The organism is Nostoc sp. (assembly GCF_036917815.1).
Lineage (GTDB): Bacteria > Cyanobacteriota > Cyanobacteriia > Cyanobacteriales > Nostocaceae > Nostoc.
This window is the reverse complement of sequence record NZ_JBALEK010000057.1, coordinates 56,699-79,631: the sequence shown is the minus strand read 5'-3', so window position 1 is coordinate 79,631 and position 22,933 is coordinate 56,699. Positions and strand designations below refer to the sequence as shown.

27 protein-coding genes are annotated in these 22,933 nt (G+C 43.7%); 15 read left to right on the top strand and 12 right to left on the bottom strand.

Annotation, left to right across the window (positions count from 1 at the left end):
- Window positions 1–13: 13 nt before the first annotated feature.
- From tadA to V7K97_RS17185, 3 genes are all read left to right on the top strand, one after another.
- Complete coding sequence (gene tadA / locus V7K97_RS17195; protein WP_334802229.1) at window positions 14–499, top strand: tRNA adenosine(34) deaminase TadA; 486 nt, start codon at window positions 14–16, stop codon at window positions 497–499.
- Between the two features lie 115 nt (window positions 500–614).
- The gene (locus V7K97_RS17190; protein ID WP_334802228.1) at window positions 615–1,370 is read left to right on the top strand and encodes a lysophospholipid acyltransferase family protein; all 756 of its coding nucleotides are present in this window, start codon (window positions 615–617) and stop codon (window positions 1,368–1,370) included.
- A 406-nt stretch (window positions 1,371–1,776) separates the two neighbouring features.
- Window positions 1,777–2,385, top strand: coding sequence for a hypothetical protein (locus tag V7K97_RS17185; protein WP_334802227.1), 609 nt, complete (start codon window positions 1,777–1,779; stop codon window positions 2,383–2,385).
- Between the two features lie 37 nt (window positions 2,386–2,422).
- Here V7K97_RS17185 and V7K97_RS17180 read toward each other — a convergent pair whose 3' ends face one another.
- On the bottom strand, window positions 2,423–2,557 hold the full coding sequence (locus tag V7K97_RS17180) for a hypothetical protein (protein ID WP_334802226.1): 135 nt from the start codon (window positions 2,555–2,557) through the stop codon (window positions 2,423–2,425).
- Window positions 2,558–2,607: 50 nt separating this feature from the next.
- Here V7K97_RS17180 and V7K97_RS17175 point away from each other — a divergent pair, with 50 nt between their 5' ends.
- Together V7K97_RS17175 and grxD are read left to right on the top strand one after the other, a co-directional pair.
- Window positions 2,608–2,865 carry a BolA family protein gene (locus V7K97_RS17175; RefSeq protein WP_334802225.1) on the top strand — a complete coding sequence of 86 codons (258 nt, stop codon included), beginning with the start codon at window positions 2,608–2,610 and terminating at the stop codon, window positions 2,863–2,865.
- 73 nt (window positions 2,866–2,938) lie between these two features.
- Window positions 2,939–3,262, top strand: a complete 324-nt coding sequence (grxD, locus tag V7K97_RS17170; RefSeq protein WP_273763784.1) for a Grx4 family monothiol glutaredoxin — start codon at window positions 2,939–2,941, stop codon at window positions 3,260–3,262.
- Between the two features lie 443 nt (window positions 3,263–3,705).
- Here the strand turns inward: grxD and V7K97_RS17165 are convergent, their stop codons facing one another.
- Window positions 3,706–3,954: a DUF6761 family protein gene (locus tag V7K97_RS17165; RefSeq protein WP_104907495.1), complete on the bottom strand. Its 249-nt coding sequence runs from the start codon at window positions 3,952–3,954 to the stop codon at window positions 3,706–3,708.
- Between the two features lie 583 nt (window positions 3,955–4,537).
- On the opposite strand from V7K97_RS17165, the gene V7K97_RS17160 reads away from it, so the two are divergent.
- Window positions 4,538–5,311 carry a response regulator transcription factor gene (locus V7K97_RS17160; protein ID WP_334802224.1) on the top strand — a complete coding sequence of 258 codons (774 nt, stop codon included), beginning with the start codon at window positions 4,538–4,540 and terminating at the stop codon, window positions 5,309–5,311.
- Between the two features lie 154 nt (window positions 5,312–5,465).
- Here the strand turns inward: V7K97_RS17160 and V7K97_RS17155 are convergent, their stop codons facing one another.
- From V7K97_RS17155 to V7K97_RS17140, 4 genes are all read right to left on the bottom strand, one after another.
- Entirely contained in the window at window positions 5,466–6,293 is an 828-nt protein-coding gene (locus tag V7K97_RS17155) for an ABC transporter ATP-binding protein (RefSeq protein ID WP_334802223.1), read from the bottom strand.
- Between the two features lie 16 nt (window positions 6,294–6,309).
- Window positions 6,310–6,876, bottom strand: a complete 567-nt coding sequence (locus tag V7K97_RS17150) for a hypothetical protein (RefSeq protein WP_334802252.1) — start codon at window positions 6,874–6,876, stop codon at window positions 6,310–6,312.
- A 68-nt stretch (window positions 6,877–6,944) separates the two neighbouring features.
- The gene (locus V7K97_RS17145; RefSeq protein ID WP_334802222.1) at window positions 6,945–7,406 is read right to left on the bottom strand and encodes a DUF4079 domain-containing protein; all 462 of its coding nucleotides are present in this window, start codon (window positions 7,404–7,406) and stop codon (window positions 6,945–6,947) included.
- A gap of 322 nt (window positions 7,407–7,728) precedes the next feature.
- Window positions 7,729–8,124, bottom strand: a complete 396-nt coding sequence (locus V7K97_RS17140) for a DUF1830 domain-containing protein (protein WP_334802221.1) — start codon at window positions 8,122–8,124, stop codon at window positions 7,729–7,731.
- A 578-nt stretch (window positions 8,125–8,702) separates the two neighbouring features.
- Between V7K97_RS17140 and V7K97_RS17135 the strand changes: the two genes are divergently transcribed.
- The 5 genes from V7K97_RS17135 (at window position 8,703) to V7K97_RS17115 (ending at window position 12,905) form a co-directional block, all read left to right on the top strand.
- Window positions 8,703–10,295, top strand: a complete 1,593-nt coding sequence (locus tag V7K97_RS17135) for a photosystem II high light acclimation radical SAM protein (RefSeq protein ID WP_334802220.1) — start codon at window positions 8,703–8,705, stop codon at window positions 10,293–10,295.
- Window positions 10,296–10,379: 84 nt separating this feature from the next.
- The gene (locus V7K97_RS17130; RefSeq protein WP_334802219.1) at window positions 10,380–11,777 is read left to right on the top strand and encodes a DICT sensory domain-containing protein; all 1,398 of its coding nucleotides are present in this window, start codon (window positions 10,380–10,382) and stop codon (window positions 11,775–11,777) included.
- Window positions 11,774–12,412 (top strand): pentapeptide repeat-containing protein, encoded by a 639-nt coding sequence (locus V7K97_RS17125; RefSeq protein WP_334802218.1) that lies wholly within the window; start codon window positions 11,774–11,776, stop codon window positions 12,410–12,412. Before V7K97_RS17130 ends, V7K97_RS17125 begins: the two co-directional genes overlap by 4 nt.
- Before the next feature lie 53 nt (window positions 12,413–12,465).
- Complete coding sequence (locus V7K97_RS17120; protein ID WP_334699277.1) at window positions 12,466–12,666, top strand: hypothetical protein; 201 nt, start codon at window positions 12,466–12,468, stop codon at window positions 12,664–12,666.
- Window positions 12,663–12,905: a hypothetical protein gene (locus tag V7K97_RS17115; RefSeq protein ID WP_334802217.1), complete on the top strand. Its 243-nt coding sequence runs from the start codon at window positions 12,663–12,665 to the stop codon at window positions 12,903–12,905. The genes V7K97_RS17120 and V7K97_RS17115 overlap by 4 nt, the downstream gene beginning before the upstream one ends.
- 120 nt (window positions 12,906–13,025) lie before the next feature.
- Here the strand turns inward: V7K97_RS17115 and vapB are convergent, their stop codons facing one another.
- The 5 genes from vapB to clpS form a co-directional block, all read right to left on the bottom strand.
- Window positions 13,026–13,253, bottom strand: coding sequence for a type II toxin-antitoxin system VapB family antitoxin (gene vapB / locus V7K97_RS17110; protein WP_334802216.1), 228 nt, complete (start codon window positions 13,251–13,253; stop codon window positions 13,026–13,028).
- Window positions 13,254–13,478: 225 nt separating this feature from the next.
- Entirely contained in the window at window positions 13,479–13,718 is a 240-nt protein-coding gene (locus V7K97_RS17105; RefSeq protein WP_334802215.1) for a hypothetical protein, read from the bottom strand.
- Between the two features lie 4 nt (window positions 13,719–13,722).
- On the bottom strand, window positions 13,723–13,944 hold the full coding sequence (locus V7K97_RS17100; RefSeq protein ID WP_334802214.1) for a hypothetical protein: 222 nt from the start codon (window positions 13,942–13,944) through the stop codon (window positions 13,723–13,725).
- Window positions 13,937–14,767 carry a CPBP family intramembrane glutamic endopeptidase gene (locus V7K97_RS17095; protein WP_334802213.1) on the bottom strand — a complete coding sequence of 277 codons (831 nt, stop codon included), beginning with the start codon at window positions 14,765–14,767 and terminating at the stop codon, window positions 13,937–13,939. Before V7K97_RS17095 ends, V7K97_RS17100 begins: the two co-directional genes overlap by 8 nt.
- 129 nt (window positions 14,768–14,896) lie before the next feature.
- Window positions 14,897–15,178, bottom strand: a complete 282-nt coding sequence (gene clpS, locus V7K97_RS17090; RefSeq protein ID WP_012410249.1) for an ATP-dependent Clp protease adapter ClpS — start codon at window positions 15,176–15,178, stop codon at window positions 14,897–14,899.
- Window positions 15,179–15,477: 299 nt separating this feature from the next.
- On the opposite strand from clpS, the gene V7K97_RS17085 reads away from it, so the two are divergent.
- Window positions 15,478–15,822 (top strand): hypothetical protein, encoded by a 345-nt coding sequence (locus V7K97_RS17085; RefSeq protein ID WP_334802251.1) that lies wholly within the window; start codon window positions 15,478–15,480, stop codon window positions 15,820–15,822.
- Between the two features lie 134 nt (window positions 15,823–15,956).
- On the opposite strand, the gene V7K97_RS17080 is transcribed toward V7K97_RS17085, so the two are convergent.
- Window positions 15,957–16,157: a hypothetical protein gene (locus tag V7K97_RS17080; protein ID WP_334802212.1), complete on the bottom strand. Its 201-nt coding sequence runs from the start codon at window positions 16,155–16,157 to the stop codon at window positions 15,957–15,959.
- Between the two features lie 472 nt (window positions 16,158–16,629).
- Between V7K97_RS17080 and V7K97_RS17075 the strand changes: the two genes are divergently transcribed.
- From V7K97_RS17075 to V7K97_RS17065, 3 genes are all read left to right on the top strand, one after another.
- The gene (locus tag V7K97_RS17075; protein ID WP_334802211.1) at window positions 16,630–16,959 is read left to right on the top strand and encodes an STAS domain-containing protein; all 330 of its coding nucleotides are present in this window, start codon (window positions 16,630–16,632) and stop codon (window positions 16,957–16,959) included.
- A 148-nt stretch (window positions 16,960–17,107) separates the two neighbouring features.
- Complete coding sequence (locus V7K97_RS17070; RefSeq protein ID WP_334802210.1) at window positions 17,108–19,819, top strand: TIGR03960 family B12-binding radical SAM protein; 2,712 nt, start codon at window positions 17,108–17,110, stop codon at window positions 19,817–19,819.
- Between the two features lie 946 nt (window positions 19,820–20,765).
- Complete coding sequence (locus V7K97_RS17065; protein WP_334802209.1) at window positions 20,766–22,931, top strand: Rne/Rng family ribonuclease; 2,166 nt, start codon at window positions 20,766–20,768, stop codon at window positions 22,929–22,931.
- Window positions 22,932–22,933 lie beyond the last annotated feature (2 nt).

Below are 22,933 nucleotides of genomic sequence, written 5' to 3'. Positions count from 1 at the left end.
TATTGATCAGAATATGCTAACTAAATATAGAGAATATCTTATACATCAACAATGGATGAGTTGTGCCCTAGAATTAGCACAAACAGCAGGTGATGCAGGTGAAGTCCCTGTAGGTGCTGTTATCATTGATTCAACAGGTAAATTGCTGGCACAAGGAGAAAACAGAAAAGAGCGCGACAAAGACCCTACCGCTCATGCGGAAATTCTCGCTCTCAAGACGGCTGCAACAACTTTACAAAATTGGCATCTTAATGAATGCACCCTCTACGTAACTCTCGAACCTTGCCCGATGTGTGCAGGCGCTATTGTACAAGCGCGTCTAGGACTACTTGTATATGGAGTAGACGATACCAAAACTGGCGCAATTCGTACAGTTATTAACATACCCGATAGCGCTGCTTCTAATCACCGCCTCCAAGTAATCGGAGGTATTCTAGAGTCGGCTTGTCGTCAACAATTACAGGCTTGGTTTGCCACTAGGCGGCGTAGGGTAAACTAACAGACAGAGGTAAAACTGTCCATCTAGTACGACACAAGTCACCCAAGAGAATCTACGGTGTAACTAATTAGGCTTTTCGTTAAATTTTACGCGTAAATCAGCTGCATCCGTCATCATGGAATTTTACTCTTCATCTGATACCTGCCAGCACACAGCAGCAAATTCCCAGGTAGACCATACTACCTCAAGAGTCTCGCCTTGGTTAAGTCCTCTGGCATATTTATTAGGGCGTCACTGCCTATTACCATTATTCTTTGGGCAAATTAGAATAACCGGACAAAAAAATATCCCCACAACTGGGCCTGTGATTCTTGCACCTACCCATCGGGCGCGTTGGGATGCCTTGCTTGTACCCTACGCTACCGCCGATTGTCTGAGAAAACAAGACCTGCGGTTTATGGTGACTATTGATGAATGCCGAGGTTTGCAAGGCTGGTTTGTCCGACGTTTGGGGGGGTTTCCTGTAAATTCTAAGCATCCGTCAATCCGCACACTGCGTCATGGAGTTGAGCTACTTCAGCAGGAAAAAACCCTGGTGATCTTTCCAGAAGGGAACATTTTTCGTGATGGCCAAGTTCACCCATTGAAGCCGGGAATTGCTCGTCTGGCTTTGAGTGCTGAATCTAGTCATTCCGGGCTGGGAGTGAAAATTATACCCATAGGCATTAATTACAGCCAACCTGATCCAAACTGGGGTACAGATGTGAGTATTGACATTGGTTCCCCAATTAGAGTAGCGGATTACATGAGTGGCTGTATCAAACAAAATGCCAAGAGTATCACAGCTGATTTAGCAAAGGCACTGCATCAATTAAGCCATCAAGAAACAAAAGTTACTAATCGTGCATTTGCAGAAATCACTAATTCTTAACGTCATAAACATGACTGGTAAAAACCCAATTTTGGGAAGTTTGGACTCGGTACATCACCATTTTTAACTTGTTTGGTGCGATGCCTAGGTTGGGCTACGCCTACGCAAATAGTTCAAGCAGTGCTTTCAAAAAATTCTTCTACCAAAGATCCCAGTTAACCTGAGATAATTATTGGGGAGCAAAGTCGGTAATCAAACAGATGGTGAAGCAGTCTACCGTGGGTATATCTCATCAGGGCGATTTAAGTTGGTTACTATACAGGGTTAATGGGAACTCTAGTAAACCGATTTTTAGTCTAAACCAGAGATACTTTTGATGTAACTTTGCTTTGTCCAAGACCAAAACAGAGTTAAGATACCCGAAGTTTCCATGACTTTTTTATCTAGTTGTCGCACTAATTGACCCATGAACACTGCTGCCGCTGTTACCTTGATGCACCGTACCTTATTATCAGTCATAGCAGTCCTCAGCCTGCTATCACCTGTGAATGCTCAGGTATCACAGTCACCAGGCACTACCAGCCAACCACAACCGATTGACCCCAACGATCCGAATAATCTCCGCCCCATAACTGAAAGTAACAGCATTTTGAGCATTGATGGCGGCGATCGCTTAGTGAAAGAGGCAGACCAAGCCGTTTCTGCTCAAAACTACCCCTTAGCTGCTAAAAAACTGCAAGAAGCACGTCAGGTTTATAATCAGCTATCTAATTTTTATCAAGAATTAAACGCTAGCTTTTCGGGAATTGACAATAGAGTTTCTGATTCTCAGCGTCAAAAAGCTCTATTAACAGCCCAAAAGCGAGATGAAGCCACCTTTCAGCTAGCATTGGTACATCGGGCACAAAATCAGCCAGAATTAGCTGTACCATTGTTGATTCAAATAATTAAGAGTCAAAACCCGACGCGAGATTTAGGCAAAAAAGCCTATAAACAGTTGTTTGAATTGGGTTTTGTTGATTCTCCCTATCCCAGAGAAGGTGGTAGTTCATCCTCTTCATCCCCAAAAAAATAAATAAATTAAATCTTCGTTGACTGTTTTCCCCATCTCCCTAACCAGTCCCTTGGGAACGCCCCAGTGCTAGGATAGAGCTATCCGCCGTAGCCAAAACCTGAGCGTTCTCAAAATCCACCTCAGAGGCGCATTGATCTACAGCCTTGCCAAAACCTGAAGTTGGCACAGGCATTTGCTCTATATCTGTTAATAATAGAAAAGTAAGTTTTTTCAGGAATTGCGATGATTAGTCCGCAGCAGATTGAGGCAATGATCAAGGCGGGACTGCCAGACGCCCAGGTTCAGGTGCAAGACTTGACTGGTGGCGGTGACCACTATCAGGTGACAGTAGTTTCATCGCACTTTGCAGGTAAAGGACTAGTACAACAGCACCAGTTAGTTTATGGTGCGTTGGGTCAAGCTATGTCAACTGAAGCGATTCACGCCTTGGCGGTGAAAACATACACTCCCGAAGCTTGGCAACCAACAGCAGCTTCGTAAAGTTATGAGTTAGGAGTTATGAATTTTTTTTAACTCCTAACTCTATTAATGCAACATAGGAAACACAAATACCATGACACCAGAACTCAAAGACAAAATTGATAACTTGCTACAACAGAACAAGATTTTAGTTTTCATGAAGGGAAACAAGTTAATGCCCCAATGTGGTTTCTCCAACAACGTTGTGCAGATTCTCAATACCTTGGGAGTTCCCTTTGAGACGGTTGATGTTCTATCCGACTCGGAAATCCGTCAGGGAATTAAAGAATACTCTAACTGGCCGACAATTCCCCAAGTGTATATCAATGGTGAATTCCTTGGCGGTTCTGACATCTTAATTGAACTGTACCAAAAAGGTGAATTACAGGAAAAGGTAGAAGTAGCACTAGCTTCGTAATCTCTATTTCCGCAAACTAGAGGGTATGGTGCTAAATTTTCGCTTCGCAATCAAGGCAATGTGCCGTTTTTAATCAGGACTTACGCAAATAATAGCCGAAACCCTGATTTCAGGTAGGGGCAATTCATGAATTGCCCCTACAATATTTTCTTTTGCCTAAATGCTACTCAATGTCCTTGAAAGGGAAAATAAATAGTGTCTCCCCTTTCAAGGGTTTTTTCATAGATTTCTGTCAATTATGTTGGGCTTGATTTCATAGCTAGTCAACAATCCCCTCAGTCGTATTGGCAATGGTAAGACCAATATAGGGCTGAGGGGATGGGTTTAATCAATACAATATCTCCAAAATGTCACACCACGGCAAAGCGTTGACCAATACAGATAATATGCTATAATTATCTGCGGTAATTAGCGTTTACTCTCAATCACCAGGTAAATGGTACTTAGTAGTAATCGGGTTGTGGCTGTGGTTGCGGCACTGCAAAGTTTGATCCATCGTACAAGTAGCGGCTGGCTTCCTCTTCTAGGCGATGAATCAGAAAAGGTTCAATAACGTTGCTATGTCGCAGTGCGGCTAAATACCCATCCAAATACATCCGCATATCATCCGTGCGATAACCGCGATTCCATAACTCGACGAAGGCGTCGGTGAGTCTTTGGTAATAGCGGATGGTTTGTGTGTCTTGGAGCATAACTGCTGTATTAATCTCTTTGGAATGAGAATTGTAAATGATTCACGCTCAAAAGTGAAGTGTAATTTCACTTTGGCATCAACTCAAAGTCAACACATCTACTTTGGGTAGTACCCTCATAGCAGTTACAAGCTACTTTAATCCTATTCCAGAAAACATCGATTTTAGTTAGCTGCTAAGTTATTTTTCTGATTTTCATGGTCAACAGCCCAATTGCATTGGTGTTATATTCCTGAATATGGGCATTAAATTTTTGCGAAAAATCCACTTTAACTATCAGGTTGAAAAGCTGTTGTAGTAACGGTTAGTTGGTTGGGTTATAGATGTTTACCAGATGACAGCCATGTAAAAGCAGAATGTTAAGCTAAAAGAACTTTTGATAAGTCTAACAACACTCTCGATAAATTTAATAAAAATTTAATAATATTTCTAATCGCCTATCGGAAGGCATAAATTAAAGATATTACCGCTCTTTTTATGAGGAAATGTAAAGCTCATCGCAATTGAAGTAACAAAGGCTACAAAACCTTAGAGATGGGCTTGTTACTTTGAAAGTCATCAGACGCTAAGGGGTCTTGCCACCGTGGGTTCGGTTTGTATAGAAATCATTGAGGGGAATCCCCATCTGAGGTCGTTGTTGGGTTGGCACTTGCAACAACTGGAATACCGTGTGCATCAAGCTGCCAGCATTTATCAAGCAAGGGAAGTATTTTTAAGCCATCAACCAACACTGGTCATTTTAGATGCAGACTTGCCTGATGGTGATGGCATTGAGTTTTGTCGTTGGTTACATCGTCAACAACAGCCTCTAATCTTAATGCTATCTGCCCGTAATAGTGAAGCTGATATCGTCGCAGGTTTAAAGGCGGGTGCCGATGATTACCTTAGCAAACCTTTTGGGATGCAAGAGTTTTTGGCACGGGTAGAGGCACTGATTCGCCGGAAGCGCACACCTACTGCACCAGCTTATTTGGATTATGGCACTTTGCAAATCGATTTAGTTCAGCGTCGTGTCCGCTTCCAAGGGGAGTTCATCGACTTAACGCCTCAGGAATTCAGTTTGCTGTACGTTTTAGCACAAGCTGGGGGAGTGCCTCTGAGTAGGTCTGAATTGCTGCGTCGTGCTTGGCCTGACGCTATTGATAACCCTCGTACCATTGATACTCACGTTTTATCGCTGCGGAAAAAGGTTGAACTTGATCCCCGGCAACCGAATTTAATTCAAACTATCCGCAATGTAGGATACCGTTTTAACATGGAAATTTTGAATACCAATATTTCACAGTCACAAACAACAAAGTTAGCTAGAGAGAGATTTAATAATCAACGCTCAACACTTACTAGTAGTCAAGTGTAAATGGGGCATGGGGCACTTGTACTGAGCGTACCCCTCCGGGGATCTTGCTACGCGTAGCGTCTCCAAGAGTTGTCGTTGGCGCAGCCTAAGAAGAGAAGTATTGGGCATTGGGGTGAGGAAGTAAGAAAACAACTCCTGATTCCTATTTCCTGATTCATCCAAAATCGTCTTGAGCTTCTGCTTGAATTAGGCTTTCTCGTAATTCAATCCAGTTTATCTCTGAGAATCTTTGATTTGCGAATAAATGACCTTTTTGTAGATGCAATAACCGAGTGCAAAACATCTGGGCTAGTTCCAGTTGGTGATTTACCATCAGAATCGTGGTTTGATGAGTTTGATTCAACTGGGTTAAGACTTGCATTAGATGAGCAGATGTACCAGTATCTAGTGCAGAGGTTGGCTCGTCTAATAATAATATTTTAGGCTGGATGATTAAGGCACGAGCGATCGCTACTAGTTGTCGTTGTCCCGCAGAAAGTTGTACCTCTGTTCGCCCCAACCATTCATTGGGAATGTGCAGTTGTTCTGTCCAATGATTGACTCGTTGCTGAATTGTCTGTTTGGGCAAACCACGCAAAACTAAAGGATAAGCCAAGGCTTGCCCAACTGTCATCCCCAACAGCTTTGACTCTTGCAATACAAGTGTCACGATCTGGCGTAGCTGGATGACAGGAACTTGGCGATATTCTTGATTTTCTAGATAGATTTTACCACTGGTGGGTTCAATTAGGCGGTTAAGGAGGCGTAATAACGAAGTTTTTCCAGCGCCTACTGGGCCGACAATGGCAATGCGTTCGCCGCAGGCGTTGGCGGAGCCATCGCTGTGGAATACCTCTAAGGAGATATCCTGCAATATGGGATATCCTTGCTGATTGCCGGCAAGTTGGGTTTTCAGCTTCGTAAACAGATTAATTTGCTCTAGCCTGAGTATGGCTTTTGCTGTATTCAAGGGGGAGTGGGAAGATGGGGAAGAAATAACCAATGCTCCATACCCAATTTTAAGTTAATTGTGCAGTAGTTAAGGCTGTAGCGATCGCCCAACCATCGACCAATAGTAGCAGCAGAGTCAATCCTAGTAAAATCAGGTACATCCACGGCTGTGCTAAAGGGCGAACATCTGTGGTATCAATGCCCGTTTTTGCTTGGACAATTTGCACTAAACGGGCAAATCCAGCTACACGCATCGGTAGCAAATAAGCTTTTCCATCCTGGCTAAGGAAATAATAAACTAGCCCTCCTTGACCAGTGGTGCGGGGTTTTAACTCTTTCACATCTGACCAAGGTAATAGCCAGCCTTTACGAAAAAAGCTCGGCACCCAGGCGGGGTAAGTAACCTGAATTCCCTGGTCATTTACCATTACTTGTTCAGTTAATACTGCATACAAGGCAACTAAGCCTGCGGTAATTCCTACCCATAGTAATCCTGGGGGTACGGGTGCAGCTGTTACCTGTGATAAAAAGGGCAATGGAACTGTGAGTGCTATGTATAGACTCAGCAGTGTTATCCTAATCAAAGGAGACAGGCGAAAAATAGATGCTGAGATATTGGCTGAGTTTGCTGTCACGGCTCGATTACAATGTTTTTCTTCATTGTAGGGTAGGTCTATGTCCCAGATGGTTGGTGTGTGGTAGTTCACGGTAAATACTTTTGCACTACAATCCAACCAGTAAGGGATACCCAGGCGAATCCGATAAACAAAATAATATTTACGCCGATGTGTAAAGGTCTAGCCCAAGGTCGTCTGACACTGATTTGCGTAGCACTGAAAGCAGACAGCAAAACTAATACTACCACTATCAAGCCAGCAGCTAAGTGTGACGAGTGTCCTAAAGAACCAAAGTGGCCAAAAGTGCCAACAATGCCAATAACTAGCAGCAGTAGCACCAAACTTACCATGCTGATGCCCATTGTATAGTGGAGCGATCGCACCCCTTTATTTCCGCCGATAAATGGGGTAATAAAAGGGAATTGCTGCGAAGTTCTCGCTCGAAACATCCAAACGCCGGTGACTGCTAACATCAGATATGCCAGCAGGGACAATCCCATCGACCAGGCGGCTATTTTCCACAACCAAATAAATGAAGGCAGATTCATAAGAATGATTGTAGATGAGACGGGGGAGAAATCAATTCAAAATTCCTGCATTAAAGAATTTATTTCTGTCTCCTACCTCCTCTTGCCCAATACTTCTCTTCTTAGGCTGCGCCAACGGCAACTCTTGGAGACGCTACGCGAACGCTCAGTACAAGTGCCCAATACTTCTCTTCTTAGGCTGCGCCAACGGCAACTCTTGGAGACGCTACGCGTAGCAATATCCCCGGAGGGGTACGCTCAGTACAAGTGCCCAATGCCCAATAAATAATCAACAAAAAGGGCTGCTGAATTAGCAACCCTTTTTGTTTAGTAAAATTTTTTTTTAATCAACCGATGCAAAACCAAGGATTTGCAAGGGTTTTGTAGGATCTCCGATTTTTGTATTAATTTGCTGCACCATTAGTTTGGTATTAATAGCCTCTTTTCCATCTGATGAGTCTGTATCAAACTCATAAGTACTGGGTTCTTCGAGCATCAGGCGATCGCACGGAATCTTATCGGATAAAATTGCACTTGCCATCATCCCTGTATGAATCTCCACTTGACCTTTCCTCGGAGCTTCAAAAACTAAACGTTGTCCAGGGAAAACAACCCTTTCAAAGTACCAGTTGGGAATATTGCAGATGCGAGCTACCTGTATTTTGCTCGTGGCATTAATGTAGCAGCAGAGAATTTTTCCCGATTGCTCAGGTGGTAGAGGATCTAATATTTGAGCCATAACTGCTGAGGAGCTTTACGCCACAATTTTACATTACACTAGCCCAGCCTAACACCCACTGATCCCCAACTGCTGTAACTGCGAATACCAACTGAGTTATTTTAGATTATTTTTGTCTAAAGATATATTTTTAGTTGTGAAAATTTTGTAATTATTTACACCTTCTCCGGAATTATACACTATCAATAAAAGTTTTTGATATTTTTTTCTGGTATAAAAGTTTTAATTCTCTTAAGCTAGATAATATTGACATAACCATGATCCCCTTGCTTTTCGCCTAGCCAAGAAGTGAGTTTTGCTGTTTCACCTATCCCAGAATTAATCGTCTGGGATCATCGCTTAATGAATAAACTCGATGTTATGGTAAAGCTATATGAAAAACTTCTTCATAAAGCCTCTTATAGATTCCATGTATATTTTATGCACAGCGATTTTAGCATTTCCCGCAGTTGCTAACGGCAGATTCATGCATACCAACAATTCCTTGAAATGTCAAGCAAGATTGTAATAAATAAAACCAAACAAGCACACACTTTCAAACTGGATGTTTCTCTCGCTTTCTCCTAAAGATTGGCAAGATGGAAGTTAAAACACAGATGACGGAAAATCGAATTCTTTACGTTCGCCTTCCTTGTAACCCCATTTTTCCGATTGGGGTTGTCTACCTGAGCGATCATGTCCATAAGCAGTTTCCTAATATTGAACAGCGCATCTTTGATTTGGGAACAGTGCCACCTTTAGACTATAATTCGGCTCTGGATAGCTGTATTGATGAATTTAAACCGACACTACTAGTATTTTCTTGGCGGGATATTCAAATTTACGCCCCGGTTGGTGGACGTGGTGGCAACCCACTGCAAAACGCCTTTGAATTTTACTACGCCAAGAATCCTCTGTTGAAACTACGCGGGGGATTGGGCGGTTTGCGAATCTTCATCGCTTACTATCTAGAGTTGTGGCAAAACCAGGGTTTAATCAAACGCGGTTTAAAGCGGGCCCAAAAATATAATTCTGATGCTCGTGTAGTTGTCGGTGGTGGTGCAGTCAGCGTATTTTACGAACAATTGGGTAAAAGCTTACCCCAAGGGGCAATTATTTCTGTGGGTGAAGGCGAAACCCTGCTAGAAAAACTTTTAAGTGGCAGAGATTTTCGAGATGAACGCTGTTACGTTGCCGGAGAAGCTCAACCACGTCAACGGCTAATTCACGAACAACCTACCCCAATAGAAAAAACTGCTTGCAACTACGACTATATCGAAAGCATCTGGCCGGAATTTAACTATTACCTGCAAGAACAAGACTTTTATATAGGTGTACAAACTAAGCGTGGTTGTCCTCACAACTGTTGTTATTGCGTCTATACCGTCGTCGAAGGTAAACAAGTACGCATTAACCCAGCAGATGAAGTAGTTGCGGAGATGCGCCAATTATACGATCGCGGCATTCGCAATTTCTGGTTTACCGATGCCCAATTCATCCCAGCGAAAAAATTTATCGCCGATGCTGTAGAACTATTGCAAAAAATCGTCGATTCTGGGATGACAGATATCCACTGGGCAGCATATATCAGAGCCGACAATTTGACACCCGAATTGTGTGACTTGATGGCGAAAACCGGGATGAACTACTTTGAAATCGGGATTACCAGTGGTTCTCAAGAACTCGTGCGGAAAATGCGGATGGGGTATAACCTGCGAAACGTCTTGCAAAACTGCCGTGACTTAAAAGCAGCTGGTTTTAACGACTTGGTTTCCGTCAACTACTCCTTTAACGTCATTGACGAACGTCCCGAAACCATCCGCCAAACCATCGCTTATCACCGCGAACTAGAACGGATTTTTGGGGCTGATAAAGTTGAACCCGCCATCTTCTTTATTGGACTACAACCCCATACCCACTTAGAAGAATATGCTTTCAAAGAAGGCATCCTCAAACCAGGGTATGATCCAATGAGTTTGATGCCGTGGACAGCCAAAAAACTTCTCTGGAATCCTGAACCCCTTGGTTCATTCTTTGGAGAAGTCTGCTTGCAAGCTTGGCAACAAAACCCCAACGACTTCGGGCGCGAAGTCATGAAAATCTTAGAACAAAAGCTGGGTTGTGCCGACTTAGAAGCAGCACTGACAGCACCATTAGAGACAAAAGAAAAACAGTTAGCAGGTGTCTCCTAGAAAATACAAATTCTGAATTTCTCCCCCTCTCTTCCTCTGTGTCCTCTGCGCCTCTGTGGTTCGTTTTCATAAAATCCCAAACCCATGTTAGAAGGTTCAATCCTACAAAAGCTAGAAACAGCCCATCGCCACACAACCAGGCCAATTAGATTCGGTGTTTACTACAAAAATACCCTAGTTGCCCTGTGCCACGCTCTAGAAGACCATATCTTAACCGATGACGGTACACCCCTAGTGATCACAGCCTTCCAACAGGGGAAATGGTATCTACAAGAAGCTGAACGATATGCAGACATCGCCCAGCACAGCCGCCAAATTGCGATCATGGCTGCCTCTGAATCCGGTTTTGCTGAACATCCCACCAGCCAGCTACCCAATGTAGACTTAGTGGCATTACCTCCAGTTGACCCAGTGGCGCAGGAGTGGCACTTAATTATTTTGTCGCCTAAATACACAGCAATGGTAATTTGTCAAGAATTATCAGAGGCAGATTATGGCAGTGCGGGAGTGCCGACATCAGACTTAGAGCGTAAATTCTATGGCTTGTGGACATTTGAGCCGGAGTTAGTGCAAGATACAGCAGAAATAGCGATCGCTCACATCAGAAAATACAACCCAGAACTGGCGAAAAAACTCACAGGCAATAAACAGCAAATTGTACCGTCAATGGACAGATCCCAAAATTTAGGTGCAGTTGTCTCCCGTGTAGTAGATTACCTCCAAACTGGGCAAGATAATTTATCCATCCCCACAGCACTTCAGCAACAAACGCTGGATCGCAACTTGGTTTCTAACGAAATCCAAGCCTTTTTGCGAATGGCGCAACTGATGGATATGGCAGATGTGAACAATCCAATGGCAGCTGCGGAAGTAGTAGTGCTTGCTGAAGCGATCGCCCAGCTTTTGGATCTTCCCGCATGGCAGATTAAGAGATTGCGGCTAGCGGCTTTGTTACATCGCATAGATCCATTACAAAATGCCGAAAGCGTCCTCACTGGCGGTATATCCACACGCTACCAAGAAGATGCCCCCAGTTCTCGCTTAAGTTGTCCCTTAATACCAGGGGCACAAGTATTGCGAACCATGCCACGACTCCGAGCAGTTGCCCAAATTATTACTCACCAAACCGAGTGGTGGAATGGTTCAGGGGAACCAGCAGGTTTAGCTGGAGATGAAATTCCCCTAGAGTCGAGAATTTTGGCATTATTAGCAGACTTTCAGTGGCGGTTAAATCAGCGAAAATTGTCAAATCAAAGCCGGGAACAGATATTTACTCAAGCTTTAGATGAGTGCAAACAGCAACAATCTACCCGCTTTGACCCTAAACTTGTAGATACCCTAGCTTTATTAGTTATGGGTTTACAACAGGGACTCGACTTACCTTTGATGACACCCAAATTCAGCGCCGGCATCTGGATACTTGATTCCCAATGGGATAGCCACAGCAAGATCAGTGAGGAGATTGGTAGTTACTTTACATGAATATTGAAGCCATTAGATTAGGAAAACTCAAACAACTTCCAGGGGCAAATTTAGAAGACGAGGAACTCTCTCGACTGGATTTAAGCCGGATTAATCTTGCTGGCGCTACCCTTGTCGGCACTAATTTTACTGGTTCTAAGCTCGAAGGTGGGCATTTGGAGGGGGCAAATTTGATGGGAGCCAACCTCCAACAAACTGACTTGCGGGCGAACTTGATGGGAGCAAACCTGATGCAAGCAGATTTAACAGGTGCTGACTTGCGGGGTAGCAACTTGCGTGGCGCTAACTTGATGGGAGCCAGACTCAGCGATGTGTCATTGGTGGGTGCTTTCTTGAGTGGTGCCAATTTAATGAATGTGAACTTGCAAGGGGTTGACTTGCGCGGTGCTGACTTGCGCGGTGCAAACCTGACTGGGGCAAATCTCAAAGGTGCAGATTTGAGTCGCGCCGATTTGCAAGGGGCTTTGTTGAGTGAAGCCAACTTGGAAGAAGCTGACTTGCGGGGGGCAAATTTGGCAGGGGCGAATTTGACAGGGGCAAATTTACTCTGTGCGGAGTTAGAAGGTGCAAATTTGAGCGGCGTTAATTTGAATAAAGCGTGTTTGGTGGGGACAGTGATTGAGACGCTTGCGTGAAAAGTTGTGAGCCTAACCGTACCTAGTCGCAGTCCCGATTAAGGAATCAAAGCATGACCGATGACAGCCAATCAAACAACTCAGATGAAGAAGAGTTTGACCCGGTAACAGATCCAAGGGATTGGTCGGCAGCAGAAACAGAGTTAGCCTGTTTTGCGCTTGCCAGAAGCAAGGGTAAACGGTTGGTTAAAATCATCAACACCAAAAAACCACCTATGCCGATTATTTGTATTTTTGAGGACTATCCAGAATGACACCCGTTGCCGCCCAAGTCTCAATCACCGCCATCATTCCCATGTTGACCGCGATCGCCAATCGACAATGGGAACAGTTCAAAGAACTGGAGGCAGATTTTGTATCCCAGTATGGTGTAGAGGTATGGCAAGAGGTTTTTAATTTCCGTCTCAAGCCAGCACTGGATAAAGATTCTGACAGATGGCTACTGATTCAGTGGTGTGGTGAAGGAATTATCTCAGTTAAAAATGTGGCGTAGGTGCGATCGCGCAAAGTGAATTATGGCGATCGTTTTTATTCCCATCCGAAGGTCACTACTTCGCCGTTTTGCAGTACTCTTAGCTATTGATAAAAGCATGAGTATCCAATAGTAATCTATTCATTTCATATATTCTTTCATATCTTGAAGCGGCTCATCAAAGTCATTAGGCAATGGCAGAACAAACATTCCTTTCATCGTTCCAGCAACGCGACGCTTGTTTGTCTGCTTTTCTTCGGTAGAGTTTTTAGCGTGCTTCTCTATCAAAAACTCAATGTAATGAAGCACTTCTATCTGAAGAGACTCAGGGAGTTCTTCTAATTTTTCTAAAATGACTGGCTGTATCATTGTTTTTTCTCCTTGGCAATTTTTATGAAAAACATCACAGCTATATTTGTTTGAATGTCAAATACATTTTAATCCGGTTTGGATAAGCACTTTAATATCATGTCCGCTTGATTACTTACTAAACCCCAAGAACCCCACCCCGCCAATCCTTGTGGGGGCTATGTGCTGATTTAGGAAACGCACCTTCTACAGAGGAAATTGATGTAGCCCGTAGTGAAGAATGGGCTAGCTTTCCACGGGTTTGATGCTGCGTGCTGTATTATCAATATATTCTTGTGGGAAAATTTGCCTTCCTAATACCAACGCTTCTTGCCTTTCCTCATCTGTCATATAATCATCTCCCTTAAGTCCCGTTGGGGTGCGTCGAGGATTTCCCTCTGCATCTAAATATCGCTGACGTGCGATCGCAAATAGTTCTAATATTCTTTGCGCTTGCTGCTGTTTAATGGTACTAGATTGCGTCATCGTTTTATTCCCATCCGAAGGTCACTACTTCGCCGTTTTGTAATATCGTTGCCAAGGGTAAAACAGTGCTAGGAGTTTGAATATGCCAATACCCTGTGTCTTCATCATATAATCTCCAAACAAGTAAATTTAGAGCTTCTAGAGCATTTACTACCAAGTATTGCTCTTCTGTTGGTTCCACAAATGGTAAGTGTGTATGTAAGCCAGTGCTTATATTATCAGACAAGCGATCGCTCAGTTCGCCCTCGTATCCACAAAGCTAGTACACTCATTAACAACACCCCCATCACACCTTGCAGGGGATTATTATTCACACCAGTTACCCAATCAGGAACAAGACCCGAATATTTCACTAATTCCCCAACATTAATAATGTAGTAGCCCCAAACTAAACCACCATGCAAACCAATTGGAAAACCCAAGCGTCCCCTCCGCCAACGCTTTCCCCATACTTGCGTTAACCCCAGCAGTACTAAAGCTGGAAATTGCGGCAGTGTATGAATAATTGCCTCCAAAGGTTTAATAAAGTGCAATGTAGCAAAGGCAGTTGCATCTGTCCACAGTGCCACACGCAGACTGTAATCTCGTTGTAATTCATCTAGCAACCAGCCTCGGAATAATAATTCCTCAGCAAATCCAACACCTAAGCCAACAAGTAAACCCTCTAAAACAACTTTCACCAAAAAAACTTTCGGTTGTTGCCACACCAACCAACCCAACAAACTTTCTACCCCAAAAAGTATCAGAATATTAATTATCCCTATAGCCAAGCCACGCAGTAAATCTACACCGTTTTGCCGGGTGAATTCTAAGCCATAATGTCGCAGAATTTGAGGCTGCTGGTAGACATATTTACCCCATAGTCTCAGGAGAACAATAAATACCGCATATAATAACACCAATGTCAATATACTTTCTAAGTTTGAATCATGCACTAGTAAGTATATTGGTGTAGCTAAGGGCAACCATAGCAACAATAAAATCAAAATAAAAGCACCCAGCCTAATAGGGGCAGGGCGTTCAGCTAAACGGATAAGGTTTTCTTTCATACTAGTAAGTCACCAGCCAATACTCTATATTTCAACTAATGACCAATACTTCTCTACGAGAGGCTGCGCCAACGACTACGCTCAGTACAAGTGACTAATGACTAATGACTAATGACTAATGACTAATGACTATTCATCAGGTTCAATCGTGCTACTTAAACCATGACTTATCAATGTTTCGCAATAAAACTCAGCGTGTTCCAGAGCGCAAGTAATGACTAAAGCTAGCCCGTTAGTATGGGCTTCCATCATGATACTCACGGCTTGGGGTTGGGTAAGGCTTGGTACAGTGGCTATTAGTGACTGCACAACATGCTCCATCGAGTTGTAGTCGTCGTTATGGAGCAAAACGCGATACCGAGGCGCGAGCTTGCGGGTTGTGGAAGGCTTTTGAATAGTTTCAACTGACACGGCTCTTTGCTCTTTTCTCGTTAATTCACTACAACAAAGTCTCTGTTTAGCGATCGCTCAACAGTCGTTCACCTATTCTATAGTATTTCTGCTCAGATACTATGCTAGGAAAACCCTTTACTGCTAGGGATTGCTCGTATTAGTTTTGGTAGCGACTTGTGAGGCAGATGTCTGAGACATGGCTGCCGTCACAGTGCTACCATAATCTTACAGAAGCTTTCCTTAAACGTAGCGCATTTTCACTTTTAAGATTAAGGAAGTTGCAAAATAATCCTTGCCCCTGCCCAAAGTGCATAATGATGGACATCAGCCTAGATTTTCTTCAACCGGGACAAATTGTGTCTTTAGAGCATGGTGACAGTAATCTCTATGCAGAAGTCATTCAATTTGTAGTTTCCCGTCAGTTGTGCTGGGTGCGTCCTTTATTAATGGTTACTTTTATTGAAGAATCGCCCCTAATTACCGATTTGCGAGATGCATCTGATTTGCTTTGGCCTGCCAATTTATTTCGCCCAGCTTTAGACACAGAAGTAATTACCTTCTTGAGCCAGGTTTTAGCAAAAGAACCAAAAACTGAACCTGACTCAGCAGCCAAGCAGCAACTCAACCAGTTTATTCACCAACTTTGGCAAGCATATCAATAGGGATTGGGCATTGGGCATTTATCATTCTCCCCCTGCTCCCTCATCTCCCCACTCCCAATTTCTCATTCCCCATCCCCTTATCAACCGTAGCGAATACCAGCATCTTTATTACGAATTACGAATTACGAATTATTTTAAAATCCCAGGCTGGGAACCAACTGGATTCGGCCAGCATCCATCTCTGCCATTAATAATTCTAGGGCTTCGTAATCAACATCAGAAATGTAACCCCGTTCCGTCAGTTCTGAGTTGATTTCATTTTCTATCTCAGGAGTTAGTTTTTTAATGTCAAGAGCTTTTTCTACCAATTTACGAATAGCGTACTGAGTTCTCATAAGTAATAACCCAACTGTATATGATAATAATCATCCCCGATCAGTCTAGGTATAAAGAGTGATCGAAATACTAACTTACTAGTGACATATATCACAACCTAATTAGTTAGTTAGATGATGTGCAATAACTTTGCCACAAGACATCAGCAACGGTAAGGCTTGAGATTTCATCCACCATTAAGACTTGGCTAAATTAGGTTGAGTTATAGACTAAGCAAGTTTTCTCAGCATAGTTACTGATGAATTTGTCTATTCTATGGCTGTCTATAGTTGATTGTTTTTGAACTGGGATAAAAAAAAAGTATACATAAACACATTTTAGCCTGGAATTATAACAATCTTTAAACAGAGATACTAAAGCAATAAAGATTCAGCAAAGAGAGCTAAGACATAAGGACGATGCGACAAAATAGAGTTTATGTTCAAATAATCCTTAGCTTGACGCTCTCACAATTCTCGATAGGATGTAACTATGCAAGCAGTGCTTAACTATCCCAAGATTGCAGTTATTCGCCCCCAAGGGTGTTTGAATGCTGCAAATGCCTTGGAATTTGAACGAGATATGACCACAGCGTTGGCACAAAATGGTATTTCCATCTTGGTAGTAGACTTAGCATTGGTAGAATCCTTAGACAGCGCGGGGTTGATGGCATTGTTATCTACACACAAGCTGGCTCTTACTTTAGGACGGAGTTTTCGGCTTTGCGCGATCGCTCCGTCAATTAGAATTATTTTTGAACTGACGCAACTCGATCGGGTATTTGAAATATTAGACGGCGAAGCCGAGTTGGCCGTAACATAACTTTATGTAAAAGCACAAAGGTTCGGGCAAGAAGTGGACTTTATGTAAAGGAGTTGTAAGTTACAACGATAAACTCTGTTATAAGAGCTAATTCAATGCTAAGGTTGGGGTTGAGTAGCTGTAATTAAGGTAGCTAGAAGATAGCACAGTGGTTGTTGCAGTTGAAAGATTAATAACGTCAGATATTTCAAAACCAGCCCGTTACCTGGGTAACGAGCTGTTAGCAGTCCACAAACCTTGGGATACGACAGCAATACATTGGGTTTTAACCTACCCAGAAGTGTATGAAGTCGGTGCATCTAATTTGGGGCACATCATCCTTTATAACATCTTGAATGCCCAACCGCGTCAATTGTGCGATCGCGCCTACCTCCCAGCACAAGACTTGGCAGCCAAACTACGCGAAACTAATACGCCGTTGTTTGCGGTAGAGTCAAAGCGATCGCTCACAGAATTCGACATTTTAGGCTTTAGCCTCAGTTACGAACTGGGTGCAACTAATATCCTTGAAATGTTGGATTTGGCTGGAATTCCCTTGACGTGGAGAGAGAGGCAGGGGAGCAGGGGAGAATTTAGCGATACCCAGTTATCTTATCCGTTGATTTTCGCTGGTGGGCAAACAGCGACATCGAATCCTGAGCCTTATGCCGACTTCTTCGACTTTTTCGCCCTTGGAGATGGAGAAGAACTGCTGCCAGAAATTGGTTTAGTATTGGAAGAAGGCAAACAAGCAGGATTGAGTCGGGAACATCTGTTACTGGATTTGGCACAGATACCAGGCGTATATGTTCCCCAGTTTTACAACATGGCAGAGGATGGCTCAGTTCATCCTCGTCGCCCAGACATCCCAAAACGAATTCTGCGAAGGGTTGCAACTCCCATACCAGCATATTCCATTGGGTTAGTTCCTTACGTAGAAACGGTGCATGACCGTTTAACCATTGAGATTCGGCGTGGTTGCACTCGTGGCTGTCGCTTCTGTCAACCAGGAATGCTGACTCGACCAGCACGGGATGTAGAACCCGATCAGGTTGTAGAAGCAATTGAACAGGGGATGCGGGCAACTGGTTACAATGAGTTTTCCCTACTATCTCTGAGTTGTTCTGATTATTTATCCCTACCAGCAGTGGGGATGGAAATCAAAAATCGCTTAAAAAATGAAAATATTTCTCTGACTCTACCAAGCCAACGGGTAGACAGATTTGATGAGAATATTGCCAACATCCTGGGAGGTACGCGCCAAGGTGGATTGACTTTTGCTCCAGAAGCTGGTAGTCAGCGAATGCGAGACATTGTGAATAAGGGTTTGACGAATGAAGAATTGTTGCGGGGAGTAAAAACGGCTTGGGAGCAAGGCTGGGATAAAATAAAGTTGTATTTTATGATTGGCTTGCCGGGTGAGACGGATGTTGATGTTTTGGGCATTGCGGAAACAGTAAGCTGGCTACAGCGAGAATGTCGGGGTAAAGGCCGAAAACCCCTAAACTTTAACCTGACAATTTCTAACTTTACGCCCAAGCCCCATACACCATTCCAGTGGCACTCAGTTTCTACGGCTGAATTTAAGCGTAAACAAAACCTGTTGCGGCAAGAATTCCGCCGAATAAAGGGAGTGAAGGTAAATTTTACCGATGTCCGGATTTCGGCAATGGAAGATTTCGTGGGACGAGGCGATCGCAATTTGGGCAAAGTAGTCCGCCGCGCCTGGGAATTAGGTGCAGGTATGGATTCCTGGTATGACAATTTAGATCAGGCTTTTAGTGCTTGGGGATCTGCGATCGCCCAAGCCGGTTTAGATTGGAAATACCGCCAAGTAGAAAATGGCGAATGGAATTTGTTTCACGCAGAAACGCCCAAGAGCAGAGAAAATGGAGAAAATACCCAACTCCTAACTCCTAACTCCCCATTACCCCTTATCCCCAGAGGGGACCCTACCTTCCCCACTCCCCACTCCCTCGATATTCCCCTACCTTGGGATCATATTGATACCGGGATTGACAAAAAGTGGCTCCAAGAAGACTTGCTACGCGCTCTAGAAGCCGCAATTGTACCCGACTGTTCTTTTGAAGGTTGTTCTCATTGCGGCGTTTGTGGCACCGATTTTGGGCATAACATCGTGATTGAATCACCTGCGATCCCAAAATTCGCTGGCGAGTTTATCCCCAACAAAACTAAGGCGCAAAGACTGCGAGTTTGGTTTGGCAAACAGGGTAATATGGCTTTAATCAGCCACTTGGATTTAATTCGTCTGTTCGATCGAGTTGTGCGGCGAGCAGGCTTGCCAATTACTTTCAGTGGTGGATTTCACCCAATGCCACGGATTTCTCTAGCAACTGCTTTGGCTCTAGGGGCTACTAGTAGCGGTGAAATTGCAGATTTTGAGTTAACCGTGCCGGTGGAAGTTGATACTTTCCGAGAACAGTTGGCTCGTGAAATGCCCACAGACATACCTATATATAATGTGGAGCAAATAGATTTAAAAGCAAGTGCCGCTACCCAACTGCTAGAGTCCGCAGAGTATTTGATTACTGTAGCAGCACTTGCAGAAACAACACCTATACAATGGCAAGACTGGATTGATACAATCAAAGCAAAAGAGGAGTTTTGGTACGAGCAAATAACTAAATCAGGCAAGAGCCAGTTAATAAATCTGCGTGATCGCTTATTTGAACTGAAATTAGTCGAAACCCACAATAGCAGAGCAGAATCTATCTCATCTGTGATCCGTTATTTAGGTAGTTATCGCCAGGACGGTTTACTGTTGCGTCCCGAACAAATCCTGTTTATGCTAGAGACAGTGGCTAATGTAGAATTTCAACTCCTGCATATTCACCGCAATCGGCTAATTTTAGAGGTATAATCCCTGTAGGGCAACTTGCTAGTAGTTGTCCTAACACGGCAGATCACAGGAATTGATTTTTAGCAAGGTTGCGTTAGAATAGGGTGAAGAGAAATTTTCTGGCGCTGCATTGAATTAGCTGGTTCACTACCCTGGTATTCAGGGGGCGAAAGCAAAGATATTAGAGTGCAACTTCTAGGATTTTATCCTAGACAAACAAAAAGCAGATTAAAGAATGCACACTCTCTCTATAGCTACCTTGTGAATCAGTAAGGAACAGCAGGCTCGGTTAGCTTCTCTAAATCCATGCTTTTTAAACAACTGCTGAACGTCTAATCCACGTAGTGCCCAAGAGCTAGTGCATTACTTTTTTAGAGTTGAAGCACTACTGTTGGTTATGCCAACTTGTAGAAGTTCACAGACGCGGAAGGCGAGGCTTGTCTTAGGCTAGAGCGGCTCAAGGCAGGATGGCTACTGGCGCTGCTGAGTATAACCCTAAGATAAATCCGGGGAATGGAAAATAGAAATAGTTTCTTTTTCTTAACGAATTCAGTAGGTTACTCTCAAATAAAGCGTCCTGAGTTAAAATTCTCACTCAGGATTTAGAACTTTCAACTCAGAACTCTCAAGATTTGAGAGTATTGCATCACAAATCAACCACGGACGGTTGATTAACGGTTGATTTAATTGCTTAAACGATATGCAGCCGTTCTCGAATAATCAGCAGTGGAAATGCTCTTAAGAGCGCCAATAGCTATTTAACTTAGAAGCTCAGATTTACGATTTTTATTACCAGTAGCGTCTTTTGAGGGTTGTGAGGGCAGCAAAAGTATAATATCAAACCGATAAAACACTGATAATCAAAACTGAGGCGGAGACGCGGGTAGTTTTGAAATATAAGTAATTAACCGGATTTGATACAACAAACCTCAAACCTGTAAGTGCTGCCAATTTTTGAGGAAATTGAATGCCAAAACAAATTATCATTGCGGAGCAGCACCAAATTGCTGCAGTTTTTTCTGAAGATCAAATACAGGAACTTGTTGTTGCTACGGGTCATCATCAAATAGGTGATATCTACTTAGGAGTAGTAGAAAACGTATTGCCTGGGATAGATGCGGCTTTTGTCAATATTGGCGATCCAGAGCGAAACGGTTTTATTCACGTCACCGACTTGGGGCCATTGAAGCTCAAGCGTACCGCAGCCGCAATTACAGAACTACTAGCACCACAGCAGAAAGTTTTGGTGCAAGTAATGAAAGAGCCAACGGGGACAAAAGGCCCCAGGCTCACGGGTAATATCACCTTACCTGGACGCTACGTAGTACTAATGCCCTATGGTCGGGGCGTAAATTTATCCCGACGAATTAAAAGTGAAAGTGAGCGCAACCGGTTGCGGGCACTGGCGATTTTGGTCAAACCGGCGGGAATGGGTTTGCTTGTGCGTACAGAAGCCGAAGGCAAACCCGAAGAAGCGATTATGGAAGATTTGGAATTGCTGCAAAAGCAATGGGAGGCCATTCAGCAGGAAGCCCATTCCACCCGCGCTCCAGCACTGCTCAACCGAGACGATGACTTTATCCAGCGCGTATTGCGAGATATGTACGGCGCCGATGTAAATCGGATTGTTGTGGATTCTAGTACTGGTTTGAAGCGCGTAAAACAGTACTTGCAAAATTGGAGTGGCGGTCAAACACCGCAGGGATTGTTGATTGACCATCACCGCGATCGCTCTCCAATTTTAGAGTACTTCCGGATCACTGCCGCCATTAGAGAAGCCCTCAAACCGAGAGTGGACTTGCCTTCTGGAGGTTACGTCATCATCGAGCCGACAGAGGCATTAACCGTAATCGATGTTAACTCAGGTTCCTTCACGCGATCGGCAACAGCTAGAGAAACAGTTTTGTGGACAAACTGCGAAGCTGCAACCGAAATCGCTCGCCAATTGCGTCTGCGGAACATCGCCGGGGTGATTGTCGTTGATTTTATTGATATGGAATCACGACGTGACCAACTGCAAGTTCTCGAACACTTTAATAAAGGACTCAAAGCAGACAAAGCTCGTCCCCAGATTGCCCAACTCACCGAACTAGGTTTAGTAGAATTGACCCGCAAACGTCAGGGTCAAAATATTTACGAATTATTTGGTGAAACTTGCCCCACCTGTGGCGGTTTAGGACATACTGTGCGTCTGCCTGGAGAAATCGAAAACCGATTACCAATACCAGCAGAGACACCAGACCGTGAGCGTTTTGTATCCCTACCTCACCGAGAACCACGTCAGCCATCTGCCCGTACCCCCGAACCACGAGAAACTTATGATGGATTTGGGGAAGCATTTGATGGCGACCCGGAATTGAGTAACCTAAATCTGATCAATCATCCTAGTTATCAAGAGCTTAATGATAAGCGTCGTACCCGCACTCGCCGCAGTCGAATTGGTGTCAATGGCTTAAATGGGAAAGATGAAACTCGGATTGTTCCCAATCCCCTGACTTTTGTCAATGAGCCAGATTTAGATATTGATGTAGAACCAGAAATAGGAGTTGCACCAGAGATCCCCTCACCAACCCTTGGTAAACCAGGTTGGAGTGAAAGAGCAGAGCGCACTAAAGTTATCAAGGCAGAGCCAATCAAACCAGTGGTAGAACCACCGGAAATTAGAACTGTAGAAATGAGCCTCCAAGAACAGGATATGTTTGCCTTGATGGGAATATCTCCCTTGGTGAAGTTAGAGCAAGAGGTTAAAAATACCAAGTCTGTGATTATTAATGTGATTCAGCCTGGTCAATTGCCAACTACCCCAGCAGAATCAACTATTGTCCAAAAAGCAATACCTGAAATAACCCCTATTGTCCAAAAAGCAATACCTGAAATAACCACTATTGCTCAAAAAGCAATACCTGAAATAACTGTAAGCAAAATACTCACACCAAAAGTTATTGAACCAGAACAAAAATCTTTGCTCGAAGAGACAACCGAAGCATCGGAGTTGACTGTGAATCCTTCGGGACGCTTGGCGGCAAAAGCCGTCGCCAACGAGATCGCCGATGAAAGTGAAGCTGAAGCTAATAGCAGCGCTACAGCCAGCCGTCGCCGTCGTCGTCGTTCCTCTGCGATCGAGGATAATTAATT

What these genes read in the sequence shown, in the direction of transcription:
- tadA (WP_334802229.1), top strand. Translation starts at nt 14, where the DNA reads ATGCTAACTAAATATAGAGAATATCTTATACATCAACAATGGATGAGT.
- V7K97_RS17190 (WP_334802228.1), top strand. Translation starts at nt 615, where the DNA reads ATGGAATTTTACTCTTCATCTGATACCTGCCAGCACACAGCAGCAAAT.
- V7K97_RS17185 (WP_334802227.1), top strand. Translation starts at nt 1,777, where the DNA reads ATGAACACTGCTGCCGCTGTTACCTTGATGCACCGTACCTTATTATCA.
- V7K97_RS17180 (WP_334802226.1), bottom strand. Translation starts at nt 2,557, where the DNA reads ATGCCTGTGCCAACTTCAGGTTTTGGCAAGGCTGTAGATCAATGCGCC.
- V7K97_RS17175 (WP_334802225.1), top strand. Translation starts at nt 2,608, where the DNA reads ATGATTAGTCCGCAGCAGATTGAGGCAATGATCAAGGCGGGACTGCCA.
- grxD (WP_273763784.1), top strand. Translation starts at nt 2,939, where the DNA reads ATGACACCAGAACTCAAAGACAAAATTGATAACTTGCTACAACAGAAC.
- V7K97_RS17165 (WP_104907495.1), bottom strand. Translation starts at nt 3,954, where the DNA reads ATGCTCCAAGACACACAAACCATCCGCTATTACCAAAGACTCACCGAC.
- V7K97_RS17145 (WP_334802222.1), bottom strand. Translation starts at nt 7,406, where the DNA reads ATGAATCTGCCTTCATTTATTTGGTTGTGGAAAATAGCCGCCTGGTCG.
- V7K97_RS17140 (WP_334802221.1), bottom strand. Translation starts at nt 8,124, where the DNA reads ATGGCTCAAATATTAGATCCTCTACCACCTGAGCAATCGGGAAAAATT.
- V7K97_RS17135 (WP_334802220.1), top strand. Translation starts at nt 8,703, where the DNA reads ATGGAAGTTAAAACACAGATGACGGAAAATCGAATTCTTTACGTTCGC.
- V7K97_RS17130 (WP_334802219.1), top strand. Translation starts at nt 10,380, where the DNA reads ATGTTAGAAGGTTCAATCCTACAAAAGCTAGAAACAGCCCATCGCCAC.
- V7K97_RS17125 (WP_334802218.1), top strand. Translation starts at nt 11,774, where the DNA reads ATGAATATTGAAGCCATTAGATTAGGAAAACTCAAACAACTTCCAGGG.
- V7K97_RS17120 (WP_334699277.1), top strand. Translation starts at nt 12,466, where the DNA reads ATGACCGATGACAGCCAATCAAACAACTCAGATGAAGAAGAGTTTGAC.
- V7K97_RS17115 (WP_334802217.1), top strand. Translation starts at nt 12,663, where the DNA reads ATGACACCCGTTGCCGCCCAAGTCTCAATCACCGCCATCATTCCCATG.
- vapB (WP_334802216.1), bottom strand. Translation starts at nt 13,253, where the DNA reads ATGATACAGCCAGTCATTTTAGAAAAATTAGAAGAACTCCCTGAGTCT.
- V7K97_RS17105 (WP_334802215.1), bottom strand. Translation starts at nt 13,718, where the DNA reads ATGACGCAATCTAGTACCATTAAACAGCAGCAAGCGCAAAGAATATTA.
- V7K97_RS17095 (WP_334802213.1), bottom strand. Translation starts at nt 14,767, where the DNA reads ATGAAAGAAAACCTTATCCGTTTAGCTGAACGCCCTGCCCCTATTAGG.
- V7K97_RS17085 (WP_334802251.1), top strand. Translation starts at nt 15,478, where the DNA reads ATGGACATCAGCCTAGATTTTCTTCAACCGGGACAAATTGTGTCTTTA.
- V7K97_RS17080 (WP_334802212.1), bottom strand. Translation starts at nt 16,157, where the DNA reads ATGAGAACTCAGTACGCTATTCGTAAATTGGTAGAAAAAGCTCTTGAC.
- V7K97_RS17075 (WP_334802211.1), top strand. Translation starts at nt 16,630, where the DNA reads ATGCAAGCAGTGCTTAACTATCCCAAGATTGCAGTTATTCGCCCCCAA.
- V7K97_RS17065 (WP_334802209.1), top strand. Translation starts at nt 20,766, where the DNA reads ATGCCAAAACAAATTATCATTGCGGAGCAGCACCAAATTGCTGCAGTT.